This is a genomic window from Rhizobium sp. 9140, assembly GCF_900067135.1.
Classification (GTDB): Bacteria; Pseudomonadota; Alphaproteobacteria; order Rhizobiales; family Rhizobiaceae; genus Ferranicluibacter.
In genome coordinates, this window is sequence record NZ_FJUR01000006.1 from 54,606 (window position 1) to 70,497 (window position 15,892).

General features: G+C 60.3%; 9 protein-coding genes and 4 pseudogenes. 10 read left to right on the top strand and 3 right to left on the bottom strand.

The window, feature by feature from the left end; translation table 11 throughout:
- Window positions 1-346: 346 nt before the first annotated feature.
- Together istA and istB are read left to right on the top strand one after the other, a co-directional pair.
- Window positions 347-1,843, top strand: a complete 1,497-nt coding sequence (istA, locus tag GA0004734_RS25125; protein WP_139056207.1) for an IS21 family transposase — start codon at window positions 347-349, stop codon at window positions 1,841-1,843.
- Complete coding sequence (istB, locus tag GA0004734_RS25130; RefSeq protein WP_092930036.1) at window positions 1,840-2,598, top strand: IS21-like element helper ATPase IstB; 759 nt, start codon at window positions 1,840-1,842, stop codon at window positions 2,596-2,598. Before istA ends, istB begins: the two co-directional genes overlap by 4 nt.
- Before the next feature lie 115 nt (window positions 2,599-2,713).
- Here the strand turns inward: istB and GA0004734_RS25135 are convergent, their stop codons facing one another.
- Window positions 2,714-2,950: a hypothetical protein gene (locus GA0004734_RS25135; RefSeq protein ID WP_092938756.1), complete on the bottom strand. Its 237-nt coding sequence runs from the start codon at window positions 2,948-2,950 to the stop codon at window positions 2,714-2,716.
- Window positions 2,951-3,768: 818 nt separating this feature from the next.
- Between GA0004734_RS25135 and GA0004734_RS25140 the strand changes: the two genes are divergently transcribed.
- From GA0004734_RS25140 to GA0004734_RS25165, 6 genes and pseudogenes are all read left to right on the top strand, one after another.
- On the top strand, window positions 3,769-4,470 hold the full coding sequence (locus GA0004734_RS25140; RefSeq protein ID WP_092938758.1) for an IS6 family transposase: 702 nt from the start codon (window positions 3,769-3,771) through the stop codon (window positions 4,468-4,470).
- A 34-nt stretch (window positions 4,471-4,504) separates the two neighbouring features.
- Window positions 4,505-5,263 (top strand): annotated as a pseudogene (locus GA0004734_RS25145) (EAL domain-containing protein); the annotation flags it as partial.
- Between the two features lie 543 nt (window positions 5,264-5,806).
- On the top strand, window positions 5,807-6,592 hold the full coding sequence (locus GA0004734_RS25150) for an amino acid ABC transporter substrate-binding protein (RefSeq protein ID WP_092938762.1): 786 nt from the start codon (window positions 5,807-5,809) through the stop codon (window positions 6,590-6,592).
- A 124-nt stretch (window positions 6,593-6,716) separates the two neighbouring features.
- A pseudogene (locus GA0004734_RS25155) lies at window positions 6,717-7,396 on the top strand (amino acid ABC transporter permease).
- The gene (locus GA0004734_RS25160) at window positions 7,393-8,151 is read left to right on the top strand and encodes an amino acid ABC transporter ATP-binding protein (RefSeq protein ID WP_092938764.1); all 759 of its coding nucleotides are present in this window, start codon (window positions 7,393-7,395) and stop codon (window positions 8,149-8,151) included. Before GA0004734_RS25155 ends, GA0004734_RS25160 begins: the two are co-directional and overlap by 4 nt.
- Before the next feature lie 146 nt (window positions 8,152-8,297).
- Window positions 8,298-8,966 (top strand): annotated as a pseudogene (locus tag GA0004734_RS25165) (transposase family protein); the annotation flags it as partial.
- Between the two features lie 50 nt (window positions 8,967-9,016).
- Here the strand turns inward: GA0004734_RS25165 and GA0004734_RS25170 are convergent.
- Together GA0004734_RS25170 and GA0004734_RS25180 are read right to left on the bottom strand one after the other, a co-directional pair.
- Window positions 9,017-11,991 (bottom strand): annotated as a pseudogene (locus GA0004734_RS25170) (Tn3 family transposase).
- Window positions 11,992-12,207: 216 nt separating this feature from the next.
- Window positions 12,208-12,858 carry a TetR/AcrR family transcriptional regulator gene (locus GA0004734_RS25180; protein WP_234823816.1) on the bottom strand — a complete coding sequence of 217 codons (651 nt, stop codon included), beginning with the start codon at window positions 12,856-12,858 and terminating at the stop codon, window positions 12,208-12,210.
- 141 nt (window positions 12,859-12,999) lie between these two features.
- Here GA0004734_RS25180 and GA0004734_RS25185 point away from each other — a divergent pair, with 141 nt between their 5' ends.
- Window positions 13,000-14,676 (top strand): electron transfer flavoprotein-ubiquinone oxidoreductase, encoded by a 1,677-nt coding sequence (locus tag GA0004734_RS25185; protein ID WP_092938766.1) that lies wholly within the window; start codon window positions 13,000-13,002, stop codon window positions 14,674-14,676.
- 92 nt (window positions 14,677-14,768) lie between these two features.
- Window positions 14,769-15,890: a thiolase family protein gene (locus tag GA0004734_RS25190; RefSeq protein ID WP_092938768.1), complete on the top strand. Its 1,122-nt coding sequence runs from the start codon at window positions 14,769-14,771 to the stop codon at window positions 15,888-15,890.
- The last annotated feature ends 2 nt before the right edge of the window (window positions 15,891-15,892 follow it).

The following is a 15,892-nucleotide window of genomic DNA, read 5'->3' on the forward strand; positions in this document are numbered from 1 at the left end:
CCCACGCGTAGAAGATCGCTGTGGTCCTTGCCAGGAGGTCTTTGGATGGTAGGTGTGGTGCTGAACATGCGGAAGACATCGTGGTCCTCCTTCAGGTTGGGGCTGGGGTCTCGCAACCCCCGCCAACAGCGCCCGTAAAGTGGCTGCTGGAGTACGCACTATGCGCTTCTCAACGCCGAATGCAATAGCCACACCGGCTGGCAAAGTTGTTGATTTGGTCAATCTGAGAGCGGCGGTGCAAAATTAGACCACGGTAGCGGCGGGATTGTCCCGCTTCGGGCGGCGTAAAAGTCGGCCACCTATTTCTCTTCTGCAATGAGCGCAGGAGGGCCTGGGGATCTATACCGTGGAATTATATCTGAAGGTTCGACTGGCTTGCTCGGAAGGCATGAGCCGGCGTCAGGCTGCAAAGCATTTCAACATATCGCGCGACAGCGTTTCCAAGATGCTGTCCTATTCGACGCCACCTGGCTATCAGCGACAATCACCGATCCGGCGGCCCAAGCTGGATGCGTTTGTCTCGACGATCGATCACTGGCTGGACGAAGACAGACAAGTGCCGCGCAAGCAGCGCCATACGGCCAAGCGGGTGTTTGACCGGCTTCGAGACGAATGCGGGTTCACTGGCGGCTATACGATCATCAAGGATTACATGCGCGAGCGGGATCAGCGCCGCCAGGAAGTGTTCGTGCCGCTGTCGCATCCGCCCGGCCATGCGCAGGCCGATTTCGGTGAGGCGATGGTGGTCATCGGCGGTGTCGAGCAGAAGGCGCATTTCTTCGTGCTCGACCTTCCGCACAGCGACGGCTGCTACGTGCGGGCCTATCCGGCGGCAGTGGCCGAGGCCTGGGTCGATGGCCATGTCCATGCGTTCGCTTTCTTCGGCGCCGTGCCGCAATCGATCGTCTACGACAACGACCGTTGCCTGGTGGCGAAGATTTTGCCTGACGGCACCCGCAAGCGCGCGACGTTGTTCAGCGGCTTCCTGTCCCACTACCTTATCCGGGATCGCTATGGCCGTCCCGGCAAGGGCAACGACAAGGGGAACGTCGAGGGTCTCGTCGGCTATGCCCGGCGCAACTTCATGGTACCGATCCCGCAGTTTGCGACATGGGAGGCGTTCAACACCTTTCTGGAGGAGCAGTGCCGGAAGCGCCAGCGCGACAGGCTGCGCGGCGAGAGCGAGACGATCGGCGAGCGCTTGCGGCGCGATCTGGCTGCCATGCGCGCCTTGCCAGCCTCGCCATTTGATGCCTGCGACCAGGCAAGTGCCAAGGTGACGGCGCAGTCGCTGGTGCGCTACAAGACCAACGACTATTCCGTCCCGGTCGCCTATGGCCATCAGGATGTGTGGGTGCGCGGCTATGTCAACGAAGTGGTCATTGGTGGCCGTGGCGAGATCATCGCCCGCCATCCTCGGTGCTGGGAACGGGAAGACGTCGTCTTCGATCCTGTCCATTACCTGCCGCTGATCGAGCAGAAGATCAATTCGCTGGATCAGGCAGCGCCCCTCCAGGGCTGGGACTTGCCGCAAGAGTTCGCTACGCTGCGCCGGTTGATGGAAGGCCGCATGGCCAAACACGGCCGGCGTGAGTACGTGCAGGTCCTCCGCCTGCTGGAGAGCTTCGAACTCGCCGATCTGCATGCGGCGGTGAAGCAGGCGATCCAGCTTGGCGCCATTGGCTTTGACGCCGTCAAGCATCTGATCCTGTGCCGGGTGGAACGCCGGCCGCCCAGACTGGACCTGTCCATCTACCCGTATTTGCCGAGGGCGACGGTCGAGACGACATCGGCGAAGGCGTATATGCGTCTCCTGTCGTCGGATGCGGGAGAAGTCGCATGAACACCCAAGCACCCGAGATCCTTCTCACCCATTATCTCAAAACCCTGAAGCTGCCGAGTTTCCAGCGCGAGTACCAGAAGCTGGCCCGGCTGTGCGCCACCGAAGGCGTCGATCATGTCGGATACCTCACCCGGCTTGCCGAGCGGGAGATGATCGAACGGGACCGTCGCAAGGTCGAGCGTCGCATCAAGGCGGCCAGGTTCCCGGTCGTCAAAAGCCTCGACAGTTTCGACTTCGCCGCCATCCCAAAGCTGAACAGGATGCAGGTGCTGGAACTGGCGCGCTGCGAATGGATCGAGCGCAGGGAGAACGTTATCGCTCTCGGCCCCAGCGGCACGGGCAAGACCCATGTGGCGCTCGGCCTCGGCCTGGCCGCCTGCCAGAAGGGCCTGTCCGTTGGGTTCACGACAGCGGCCGCACTGGTCAGCGAGATGATGGAGGCGCGCGACGAGCGGCGTCTCATCCGGTTCCAGAAGCAGATGGCCGCCTACCAGCTGTTGATCATCGATGAACTGGGCTTCGTGCCGCTGTCAAAGACCGGCGCGGAATTGCTGTTCGAGCTGATCTCGCAACGATACGAGCGAGGCGCGACCCTGATCACCAGCAACCTTCCTTTTGACGAATGGACGGAAACCTTGGGGTCCGAGCGCCTGACCGGCGCTTTGCTCGACCGCATCACCCATCACGTCAGCATCCTCGAGATGAACGGCGACAGCTATCGTCTCGCCCAAAGCCGCGCCCGAAAGGCCGGCTGACGCCCTTCGAAAATCGCAACGCGCGCATGAGACCCCCGCTCGGGCCTAAGCCCTCCCGGCGGTCTCATGCGCGCGCCACAAGTGGCCGACTTTTGCGCCGCCGCGTGGCAGGATTTTACTCCGCCGTTGACACATCGGCGCCCAGTTCGACCACGCGCCCGGGCACGCGGGCGCTGACATCGACCCGTGGCGCCTCGGCCTCGCCCTGCACCAGCATGGCGACGGGGCGGGTGGCGTACCATACCAGCCCCGCGACCAGGGCTGCCAGGATCAGCAGGACGACATAGGGCAGCACCCGGGATCGGCGTCTGGCGGGCATCGAAGGGGACAGGTCGGAAGAGATCGAGGTCATGAGGATCCTTTTGGTTTATCGCCGCGTCCGCATGGATGGCCGGGATCGCCCTTGCGCCCTACCATAACGTGGGGAGCGGGTCAAAGTTGCCGGAGCTGCCGCCCTGCGGCCGGAGAGGTACTTTGCCCCTTGCTCAAGGCGCGTCGCGTCGTCGGCCAGCCGTTGCCTCGCGCCAGAGAAGGGCATGGCCGGACGGGCGCAAATCGCGGCAAGCGCAAGAACAGGAAAACTCAGGTCCCGCGGCCTTAAAGCAGGGAGGACGTGACGCGGCGTCGACAGGAACTTTCCGATGGATGTCACGTTAAGCGGCCAAGCGGTGACAGGCCCGCCCTTAGCAGAAATAAATCACCCATCAAGGCCTTCATTTGGAGACCGTGAATCAAAGATCAATCAAAATTAATAGGTCCTGAGCCTAGCTGAAAGGTTCCTTCCCGTAGGGCCATCCTGGGATCGATTCACGGCGGTTTTCTGAATGACTGGGCCAGAACGGCCGAATAACGCGCCAAATTGATGTGCTCAAGAATCTCCCGCGAACCAATGGTGCCGTTACGTCGCGACACATCAACGGCGCCTTATCAGTAAATTCAGAGGTGTGAGAAGCGCAAAAGACAAGGCCATCCACTATCGCGGATGACCTGTCGTATTCATCTATTCATCTCCCGATTCGGCCGGGCCATCCATTCCGGATGGAAACACGAGCCTTACCCTGCAGTCAAACGGCAGCTTAGGGTGCCGACCGCTCCGCTATTTCGCGGCCAGCAGGGTGAACGGCATCGTAAAGTTAACGGAACTTGGGGCTTGATAGGCGATGAAGAGGCATGACAGACCGTGATCCGCTCTACCGTCGCCACCGCTTTCCCGCTGAAATCATTGCCCACGCGGTGTGGCTCTATTTCCGTTTTCCCCTGAGCCTGCGGATGGTCGAAGACATGCTGGCCGCTCGTGGCATCATTGTCTCGCATCAAACGATCCGGCTGTGGGCAGAGAAATTCGGACGAACTTTCACCAACCAAATCCGTCAACGTTCGCGCGGCCGACTCGGCGATAAATGGCATCTCGATGAGGTCGTTATTTCGATCCGGGGCAAGAAGCATTGGCTATGGCGCGCCGTGGATCAGGACGGTTTTGTCCTGGAGGTTCTGGTGCAAAGCCGCCGCGACGCCAAGGCGGCCAAGCGCCTGATGCGCAAGCTTTTGAAAGGCCAGGGACGATCGCCGCGCGTGATGATCACCGACAAGCTTCGCTCCTATGGCGCCGCAAAGCAGGAAATCATGCCCGGTGTCGAGCACCGCTCCCATAAAGGCCTGAACAATCGGGCGGAGAATTCCCACCAGCCGATCCGACAGCGAGAGCGGATCATGAAGCGCTTCAAGTCAAAGCGACATCTGCAACTCTTCGTTTCCATCCATGATCCGATTGCCAACCTCTTCCACATCCCGCGCCACGACATTCCCTCCAGCCATCATCGCGAACTGCGCAAAGCGGCGATGAACCTATGGGCGAAGATCGCTCGCGCATGAGCAGTGCACGTGGCGGGCGTCACGCTTTTGCTTCGCTGAAGTTAACTTTACGATGCCGCGTCAGGCGCTGGCGCAAAACGCGATCAAGCCGGTGTTCCAGCCGCTCGTGTCGGCAGCTACAAACAGGATCTGTGGCGTGGAGGCTCTGGCAAGGTGGCAGACAGAAGCGGGCTTCGTCCCGCCCGACGTTTTCATTCCGCTGGCCGAGCGATCTGGCTTGATCGATGAGCTGGGTATGAAGATGCTTGGGACGTCGATCCGAGCGGCTCGGAACTGGAGCAATCTTGCTCTGTCGGTGAACATATCTCCGATACAGCTTTGCAACCCCAATTTTGTTGAGGACGTGATCGCCCTTCTGGAGACGGAGAGCTTCGACCCGCGCCGGCTGACGTTCGAGATCACCGAAGGCGTCCTGATCTCTAACCCGGACCAGGCTCGACGGGCAATCAACGCACTAAAGGCCGCCGGCATCCAGTTCGCGCTTGATGACTTCGGCTGCGGGTTCGCCAGCATCGGAGCGCTGAGGCAGTTTGGTTTCGACCGAATGAAGCTCGATCGATCGCTGGTTTGGGGCGTAGATGATCCGGGAAGAGGTTCTGGCATCCTAAGCGCGACCATCGCGCTGGCAGCCGCGCTCAACATACCTGTGACCGCCGAAGGTATCGAGACGGAGAAGCAGGCAAAAGCTCTCGGAGTGGCCGGCTGCGATCAATTGCAAGGCTACTTGGTCGGCAAACCGATGAGTGCCGAACAACTCGAAGGACTGATTTCAAGGGAATCGGTCGCGGCGTGACAGCGTAGGACTAAGCCGCTTTGGTTGGACCGCGGACCCTCTGCGCCGTTGGGACCTGCCGCGAGACCTCTGAGAACCAGCACAACCAGTTTTTCATCGCACTGCCAAGGCTCTAGCCATGCAAACCATGGTGACGGCGACATCTAGTCCGCGGGGGACGACCACTTGACGCCGTGGATGAGTGATCAGGAGTGGTGAACACAGCCGGAGCTATGCGATACTACACGGCGCGCTGACCGCCGCCCCTCACGGGGACGTTGTTCCTCGCCACGAGGGATGTATCTGATAGGCCCTCTCAGGAGCTACTGCAACTTACCATCTGCCATGCCAGTCGGGGACTGTCAGGACATTGCTGATGCTGGTCGAGGCCCAGCATTCCGCGTGGCAGGAGAGGTAATCGTCCGCTCCCGTTCTAACCCCCAGTCGCTCCGCGCACACAGAGCAAAATATTCGCCTCTGCCGCCTACTCGAGCAGTTTCCTTTCCTCCCAATCGTTCTATTTTCTGCGATTAAGGGGCATCAGATTCTGAAAGGACATCGACAATGAACCTCTCTAAGCCCTCCGCCACGCTCCTTGCCGCCGCCGTTGTCGTGCAGGCTGCCGTCGCGCTCCCGGCGCTCGCCGGCGAAAATCTCGACAAGATCAAAACCGCTGGCGTAATCCGCATTGGCACGGAAGGCACCTATGCCCCCTTCACCTTCCATGATGCTTCCGGCAAGCTCGTTGGCTTCGACGTGGAGATCGGCGAGGCGGTCGCAGAAAGGCTCGGCGTCAAATCCGAGTTTGTCGAGGGCAAGTGGGACGGGCTGATCGCTGGTCTCGATGCCGACCGCTACGACGCTGTTATCAACCAGGTCGGCATCACGGAAGCCCGCCAGCAGAAATATGCCTTCTCCGAGCCCTATATCGCCTCCAAGGCGGTCCTGATTGTCCGTGATAACAACGAGGAGATCAAGGGTTTCGCCGATCTGAAGGGTAAGAAGGCAGCCCAATCCCTCACCAGCAATTACGGCAAGATGGCCGAGGAGGCCGGTGCCGAACTTGTTGGCACCGACGGCTTCGATCAGTCGATCCAATTGGTGCTCACCGGCCGCGCTGATGCCACGTTGAACGACAGCCTGTCCTTCCTCGACTTCAAGAAGCAGAAGCCGGATGCGCCAGTGAAGATCGTGGCCGAACAGGAGGAAGCTAGTTATTCCGGCATTCTGCTGCGCCAGGGCGATGACGAACTGGTCGCGGCCGTGAACGAAGCCTTGGACGCGATCAAGGCAGACGGCACCTACCAAAACATCTCCGACAAGTATTTTGGGCAGGACGTGTCGAAGTAAGCGCCACCTCCTCCCGGCTCTAGCGCGTCAGTACATGGCCCGTTGAAGAGACCGTCCGGCCCTTGTCGTCGGGCGTTTCTCTTTTGTAAGAAAACAAGTGAGTTTAAGAGCAGAGGACTAATGCTTGCCACACTGGCTTCACTTGATGGTGGATTCGCTGCCGACGCTCCTGTGGGCCGCCATCCGGTTCACCGTTCCGCTGACCATCCTGTCCTTCGCCTTCGGCCTCGCGCTCGGGCTCATCACTGCCGTGACGCGTCTTTTCGCCCCGAAACCGCTGGAGACGATCGCCCGCTTCTACGTTTGGGTCTTTCGCGGCACGCCGCTCCTCGTCCAGCTTTTCGTGATCTTCTATGGCCTGCCGAGCGTCGGCATCCTGCTTGATGCCTTCGCCGCCGCCCTGATCGGCTTTACGCTGAATGTCGGTGCTTACTCGTCCGAAATCATTCGCGCTGTGATCTCCTCAGTCCCAAAGGGACAGTGGGAAGCGGCTTATTCGATCGGCATGACGTGGCGACAGGCCATGCGGCGCACCATCCTTCCGCAGGCGACGCGCGTCGCGGTACCGCCCTGTCCAATACCTTCATTTCGCTCGTCAAGGATACGTCGCTTGCGGCCGCCATCACCGTCCCCGAACTTTTCCAGTCGGCCCAACGCATCGTCGCCACGACCTACGAGCCGCTGATCCTCTATATCGAGGCGGCCCTGATCTACCTCGCATTGAGTTCCGTCCTCTCCAACCTGCAGATCAGGCTGGAGCGCCGCTTCTCCCGCTATGGCGGCACGCTGGAGGCAAACCGATGATCGAACTTTCCCACATCTCAAAGAGCTTTGGCGACACCATTGTGCTCGATGAGGTCAGCCTTCAAGTGGCTGAAGGTCGGGTGACAGCGCTGGTCGGCCCTTCCGGCGGTGGCAAGAGCACGCTGCTCCGTTGCATCAACCTCCTGGAGATCCCAAACTCCGGCACGATCCGTCTCGGCGATGCGACGGTGGAATTTAGCCCCGGCGGCAGGCCCGGTTGGGAGGCAATCCAGAAAATCCGCCGCCAGACGGGCATGGTCTTCCAGAATTTCCAGCTGTTCCCGCACCGCACGGCACTGGAGAACGTGATGGAGGGCTTGCTGACGGTGCTGAAATGGCCGCGCGAGAAGGCGACCAGCCATGCACGGGCACTGCTCGGAAAAGTCAATATGGAACACAAGGCCAAAGCCTGGCCGGCGACGCTTTCGGGCGGCCAGCAGCAGCGCGTGGCGATCGCCCGCGCTCTCGCCATGTCTCCGCGCGTACTTCTCTGCGACGAGCCGACCTCCGCTCTCGACCCAGAACTCGCGACCGAAGTGGTTGAGGTGCTGAGCAGACTTGCGGCTGAAGGGACGACCATGATCATTGCAACTCATGATCTGAGGCTTGCGTCGAGGGTGGCAAGCGATGTGGTCTTCCTTGAGGCCGGCAAAATCGTCGAACAGGGCCCTGGCGAACGCATCTTCAGCGCTGCAGAGCAGGAGCGGACCCGCCGCTTCGTCTCCTCCATCAACACGGCGCAACAGACCCCGTAAATTAGCGCACTCCCACCGCCTCTCGATCAATGCAACCGGCGGAGCGCGCATACTCTGCTCCGGTGCTGTCGCTTTGCAGTTAATCGGGTTCTTCCTCACTTTGTGTGGTTCATTCGCCGTTAGCGAGGTTTTGGCTATGGGCGGGCATGCGAACGAAATCGAAATGGTCGCCCGGTCCAGGGGTCAAAGTACTGGGTGTCGCGCTCACCGTTGATCACGGTTGGGTTGTTTCCGCAGCTGGATCCAAGATCGGAGTATGCCCCGATTGTGGATGTCGAAGCCGAAGTCGGCATGGCTGGTCCTGCCGCAGCCTCCAGGATCTGCCAGTCCAGGGCAAGCCCGTGACAGTGAAGCTCCTGCTGAGCCGCTGGCGATGTGCACATGGGGAATGCGCACGACGAACGTTCACCGACCGTCTTCCGATGGTAGCTGATCCATACGCGCGTCGGACAAGAAGGGTCGGAGAGATTGTTGGCTTGCTCGGCCATAGCACTGGCGGCCGTCCTGGCGAGCGGTTGATGCAACGGCTCGGCATACCGGTCAGCGACGACACTATCCTGCGGCAACTGAAACGGGATGCTGCAGTTGCCCAACGCAATTCCAAGATACGGGTGGTCGGTATCGATGATTGGAGTTGGCGGCGCGCGACGAGCTATGGGACCATCATGGTCGACCTCGAGCGCCGCTCGGTTATTGACATACTGGATGACCGTAGCGTCGAGAATGCGGCCAAGTGGCTTCGGAGTCATCCTTCCATCGAGATTGTCAGCCGCGACCGCTGCGGCCTGTATGCGCAGGCCACCCGTGAAGGGGCCAGAACAAGAGGAGTGCGAAATCGTACGCTAAGGACGAACGGAATGAGAACTTACGCGGCGTTCCTTAGCCTAGCCGGAAGGCGGAGCGATCGAAATCCGTTCGGCATCTGATGTTCGGCATCCCATGTGTAGATGCCGGTAAGGTTGATATGTTCCCAACTGAGCGGCGATATGTGTTTCAATAGAGTATCAGGAATGTCTCGCCCCGCTCGTTTCAGCTGTGTGACCGCGCGATCAAGATAAACCGTATTCCAGTGCACGATCGCACTGACGACGAGATTGAGCCCCGAGGCGCGGAAAGCTTGGCTCTCGAACGACCGGTCGCGGATTTCGCCCCGCTCGTGGAAGAACACAGCGCGTTTCAGCTTATGGGCGGCCTCGCCCTTGTTTAGACCGGCTTGGCATCTCCGCCGTAGTGCCGGACTTGAGTACCATTCGATCATAAAGAGCGACCTTTCGATACGGCCGAGTTCGCGGAGCGCCCTCGCGAGATGGCTCTGCCTTGAAGACGCGGACAGTTTCTTGAGGATCGTAGACGGCACCACGGACCGTGTCGTGATCGACGCCGCGAGATGGAGCAGGTCGTCCCAATGATCGAGGATCAGATTGGCATTAATCGGCGTCCCGATATGGTTCGACAGCGCCGGATATGCGCCGCTCTTTTCAAACGTATGGAACTTCCGGTCTTTGAGATTGCGTAGTCGCGGTGAGAACCGCTTTCCGATCAGGGCGAACAGCCCGAAGATATGATCGCTGGCTCCGCCTGTGTCGGTAAAGTGTTCTTGGATGTCGAGGACCGTGTCCTGATCGAAGAGCCCATCGAGCACATAGGCCGCCTCGCTTTCGGTTGGACTGATGGGCAAAATACTGAAGTAGCCGTACTGATCTGACAGATGGCTATAGAATTTCGATCCTGGCACGCTGCCGTAATGCAAGTTGATGTCACCGCGCTTTGCAGCACGATCGCTCGCACGGAAGAATTGGCCATCGGACGATGACGTTGTGCCATTACCCCAAAGGCGGGAATGCGGATGCTGGGTGTGGGACTCGGTGATGCACGCTTGCGCCGCGCGGTAAGTCTCCGATCGAGCATGGAATGCGCGCATCCAACCAATCTGATGAGCGCTGATCCCTTGGATGCGCCCGCCATTCGCTTTGGGCCGAGGTTCGTAGCATCGGCCAGGACGCCCGCCAGCATAGCAGAGACATTTTTCGGGACGTCGCCGGTGCGAACATGCGTGAATGAATCTGCAAACCCGGTCCATTCATGCACCTCCCTTAGCAAGTCGGGAACCTCCACCAACGGATACATGTCGCTGACCTCGGCATTCAGTTCCTCGGCGGCCGGGGGGACTTCGCTGGCGGTTGGCGTGACAATCAAGGTTCCTGCCTCGAGACGAACGCCCTCGAGCTTTCCGGATCGTGCTCTGTGGGCCAAACGCGTCAGGTTGAAGTCGAGCATCTGACGCGCTTCGGCAAGCCACTGCGCGCCGTCGCTCTGGACCCCCAAACCGAGACGATCTTCGTCCTTCATCTTGATGAATGTCGACCGCGGCATCAGATGCTCATCGATGGGCCGGAAAGATCGGCTGCCAGCGACCCAGATCTCCGCAGATCTAAGCCGGTCTCGTAAAGCAGCGAGCGTCGCGATTTCGTACAGACGGCGATCGGGTTTTCCTTGTTCGAAGATAAGCCGTCGATCAGTTTGGCTGAGGTGAGTGAGCGGCACGCGATCCGGGAGTGTCCGCCGCATCTCGGCATAAAGCCGTTTCAGCAGCGCAACTGCCGCTAGAAGTGGATCGTGGCGACGCGCTGAGCGGAACGTGAAGGCTAGAAGGAACGCACCAGCATATTTGTGGACGGTCGCATATTGCTCGGCCGCTACGATCAGCGATGGCGCCTCGTTGTCGTCGACCATCGACTCAAGCTCAGGCTTCATCCGAAGCAACCGGTCCCAACCGACTTTTTGGTCGAGAACATCCAATGCGTTCCGACCATGGTCGTTGGCAGACTGCAGGGCGGTGATCGTATCCAGAAACATGCGCAGCGCTTTGGCGGTGTTCGCTCTGCAGTCCATCTGCCGCTGCTTCTTCCGATTGTTGGCTTGCGAGAACAATTTACCCATCAGCTTGATGAACATCGTCACCGCATCGTCCGTGAGCTTCTGGCAAAGCTTGATGACTTGGGCCACGATCAGAGCGTGGCGACGGCTGGCGTTGAAGTCGTTGGCAAGCCAGGCCGGCGTTGCGTTGCCCTCCCGGATCATCTGGTCCCACCGTCCGGATGACACGCGCGCCTGCAGTTCCGGATCGATCTCCAGCCGCCGCAGAAAGGCTATCCGCTCGGTCAGCCCGACGAGGTTCGACGCGGCCGGCGCTTCTGGTGCCGAACGCAGCCAATGAAAGCGGGTCTGGCCGATCGACGGGTCAACCTCTAACAGCCTATCCAGTGATTGAAGCCTATCGAGTGGGATGTCTTCAATCAGGGTTCTTTCTGCTCGCCGCCGGGCTATGGCACGGCCGGCAAGGCCGATGCGTTCGATCGTATCGATCGCCGGCAGAAGAGCGCCGCGTTCGCGAAGCGCGGCGACAATCGAACTGGCTATCGCAGCACCGTCGTCGGACATGGTCGCCGCTTGAACTGCTGCCAATAGCGCGACGCGGCGATCTTGCAGAGTCGCGCTTCTCGTATTCAGATAGACCATTAGCCGCGCCATATGATCCCGACGGGTTTCTTCACGACGTGCATAGAGGGCAAATTCGTCTGGAGCGGCGCCGATCTGATCAGCAACATACTTCAGCATGGCGCGAGGCGGAGTTTCTTCTGCTCCAAGCACTCGACCCGGGTATCGCATTAGACATAGCTGGATGGCGAAGCCGAGCCGATTGTGATTACGTCTCCGCAGTTCAATCTCCAGGCGATCCGCCAATGACAACGAATAGTGTCGGATTAGGTTATCCTCGTCGACTGGTATGTCGACAAGCTTCCGGCGATCTTGATCTTTAAGAAGCTTGCGCTTTGCCATCGCCCGACTCCATTGATGAGCAATCTGCTCGAAGCGTTGTCGAGTCGGGCCGGACAGAGAAATCAAAATTGGCGCATGTCGGTGGCAATCCACAGAGATCGGATGTTGCATATCGGATCTACGGCATCGTTCCGGTTTCGTTCGACCTTAGCGTACGATTTCGGACTGCTCTTGTTCCGACCCCAAATAATCTTGAGCAAGATTTGTTCACAAAAATCAATTCCGACCGCGATGTCTGAAAATAGTTGCGATCTGGCGGCCTATATCTGAAGGATTCATGCGTCCTGGCCTATACCAATTTGAAACATTGTTTAGTAGCGTCAGTAGAAGCAACCGATAGATGCCGCGATCATATTCGGCCTCTAGCGGAAGTTCTGCGATCAAGTCGCGAAATACGAGTTCGAATCTGTCACGCTTGTCGACCAAGCGATCTCGGATTTCAGCCGGCGCAGAAATGAAATCATTCATTAGGGGCATCGTCAATGAGGCGGGATCCAGTTGAATCTCCATCATGGTGATGCATGCCATCTCCAAGCGTTCCCATGGATCCGTTATCGGCTCGATCGCGGAGCGAACGCGATCTTCAGCAATCTGCAGGGCGATATCGTGGATGCGGACGAACAGTGCCTCTTTCGACTTGATGTAATGGTATAGAGAGCCGCCAAGGAGTCCAACGCGTTCGCCGATATCACGAACTGAAGTCGCAGCGTAACCTCGCTCGGCAAACAGCGCTGCAGCGGCTTCCAGGATCTCACAGTGGCGGTCGGTTATGCCCGTATCCCGCAACGCCACAGCCAGTAAACCGCTGACGTCTTTCGTGCTTCTAGGACCGTTTCCTGCCGTCATCGCCTCACCGGTTTCATTCATATTTCCTTTGCTAATAGCGCAGAGCTGTCATTTTCCCAAACTCTGGCTTCGTTACGAGACGAAAAGCGTCCGCCAGATTCCTCTTGCCAATTGTAACAATCGTTTGATACCACATCTCTCGTTCAGCTGAAGGAGGTAAAGTTGAGCGAAACAACCAGAGAGGCCATGGACTTCGACGTGGTGATCGTTGGCGCGGGACCGGCCGGTCTTGCCACCGCGATCCGCCTGAAGCAGCGCGCGGCCGAGGCAGGCGCGGAAATCTCCGTCGTCGTCGTGGAAAAGGGTTCGGAAGTCGGCGCGCATATCCTGTCGGGCGCGGTGATCGATCCTTCCGGCCTCGATGCGCTCCTGCCCGACTGGCGGGAAGATCCCGACCGACCGCTCACCACCGAAGTCACCGACGACCGCTTCCATGTGCTGACCGCCAGCCGTTCGCTGCGGCTTCCCAATGCGCTGATGCCGCCGCTGATGAACAATCACGACAACTTCATCGGCTCGCTCGGCAATGTCGCCCGCTATCTCGGGGCACAGGCCGAGGCGCTCGGCGTCGAGATCTATCCGGGCTTTGCGGCAACCGAAGTTCTCTATGACGACAACGGCGCGGTCACAGGCATCGCCACCGGCGACATGGGTATTGGCCGCGACGGCGAGCCGAAGGATGATTTCACCCCTGGCATGGAGCTTCGGGCGAAATACACCGTGTTTTCCGAGGGTGCTCGCGGCAGCCTGACCAAGCAGCTTCTCGCCCGCTTCAACCTGACCGAGGGACGCTCGGTGCAGAAATTCGGCATCGGCATCAAGGAACTCTGGCAGGTGAAGCCGGAGAAGTTCAGCAAGGGGCTGGTGCAGCATTCGTTCGGCTGGCCGCTCGACATGAAGACCGGCGGCGGCTCGTTCCTCTACCATTTCGACGATCATCTGGTGACCGTCGGCTTCGTGCTGCATCTCGATTACAAGAACCCGACGCTCTCACCCTTCGACGAATTCCAGCGTTTCAAGACGCATCCGCTGATCCGCGACACCTTCGAGGGGGGCAAGCGCATCGCCTATGGCGCCCGCGCGCTAACCGAAGGCGGCTACCAGTCGGTGCCTCAGCTTGCCTTTCCGGGCGGGGTGCTGGCCGGCTGCGCGGCTGGCTTCATGAACGTGCCGCGCATCAAGGGTTCGCACAACGCCATCCATTCCGGCATGCAGGCGGCGGATGCCGTGTTCGACGGGCTTGCGGGCGGTCGCGCCAACGATACGCTCGAAGCCTATGAGGCCGGCTGGCGCAGCTCGGCCATCGGGCGGGACCTGAAACCGGTCCGCAACGTCAAGCCGCTGTGGTCGCGGTTCGGCACCGTGCTCGGCGTCGGCCTCGGCGGCATCGACATGTGGCTGCAGACGCTTTTCGGCGTCTCTCCCTTCGGCACGATCAAGCACAAAAAGGCCGATTTCCAGAGCCTGAAGCCGCTTTCGGAAGTCACGCCGATCCAGTATCCGAAGCCGGACGGGAAGCTTACCTTCGACAAGCCGTCCTCGGTCTTCCTGTCGAACACCAATCATATCGAGGACCAGCCTGTTCATCTGAGGCTTGCCGATCCCGCCATCCCGGTCGAACGCAACCTGCCGCTCTATGGCGAACCGGCGCGGCTCTACTGTCCCGCCGGGGTCTACGAGGTCGTCTATGACGACGAACAGGCGAAGACCGGCCCCCGTTTCGTGATCAACGCGCAGAACTGCGTGCACTGCAAGACCTGCGACATCAAGGATCCCTCGCAGAACATCACCTGGGTGCCCCCCGAAGGCGGCGGCGGCCCGAACTATCCCAACATGTGACGCCCGTTCCATCCCTTTGTTTCTACGCATTATCCGACGCCAACCGCTTCGCAGCTTTGCCGGAAATGCTTCCAGACAGGAAGAAGAAGACCATGACCGCAATCTATATCGTCGACACTTTGCGCAGCCCGTTTACGCCCGCCTATCGCGGCGCGCTGGCCGGCGTTCGCCCGGATGATCTCGTAGCCGGCGTCATCAAGGTGCTGGTCGGCCGCTCCGGCATCGACCCTGCCGAACTTGAGGACGTGAACCTCGGTTGCGCCTTCGCCGAGGGCGAACAGGGCCTCAATATCGCCCGCTGTGCGGCACTGATCGCCGGACTTCCTCAATCTGTCTGCGGTTCCACGGTCAACCGCTGGTGCGGCTCCTCCATGCAGGCGATCCAGATGGCCGCTGGCGCCATCGCCATGGGCGCGGGTGACGCCTTCGTCGCGGGCGGCGTGGAAAGCATGAGCCGCGTGCCGATGATGGGCTTCAACCCCATGCCGAACCCGGCCTGGAGCGACGCCCAGCGCATCGCCTTCCTCAACATGGGACTGACCGCCGAAAACCTCGCCGACCGCTACGGTATCTCGCGCGAGGAACAGGACGCCTATTCGCTGGAGAGCCAGAAGAAGGCGCTCGCCGCCCGCGCCGATGGCCGGCTGGCCACCGAGATCGCCCCTATCGGCGATGTCGCCGCCGATGGCTGCCCGCGTGAGACGGACGCCGAAAAGCTCGCGGGCCTCAAGACCGCCTTCAAGGCCGGCGGTTCGGTCACGGCCGGCAACTCCTCGCCGCTCACCGACGGCGCATCCGCGACGCTGGTCTGCTCGGAAGACTTCGTCAAGCGCCATAACCTTAAGCCCCTCGCCCGTATCTCGGGATATGCCATTTCCGGCTGCGCGCCCGAGATCATGGGCATCGGCCCGGTCGAGGCCAGCCGCAAGGCGCTGAAGCGCGCCGGTATTTCCGCAGGCGATCTCGACGTGATCGAGATGAACGAGGCCTTCGCCGTGCAGGTTCTCTCCTGCTGCCGCGACCTAGACATCGATCCGACCCGCCTCAACCGCGACGGCGGCGCGATCGCGCTCGGCCATCCGCTGGGCGCGACCGGCGCCCGCCTCGTCGGCAAGGCGTCGCTGCTCCTGAAGCGCGACGGCGGACGTCACGCGCTCGCCACCCAGTGCATCGGCGGCGGTCAGGGCATCGCCATGGTTCTGGAGGCCGCTTGATC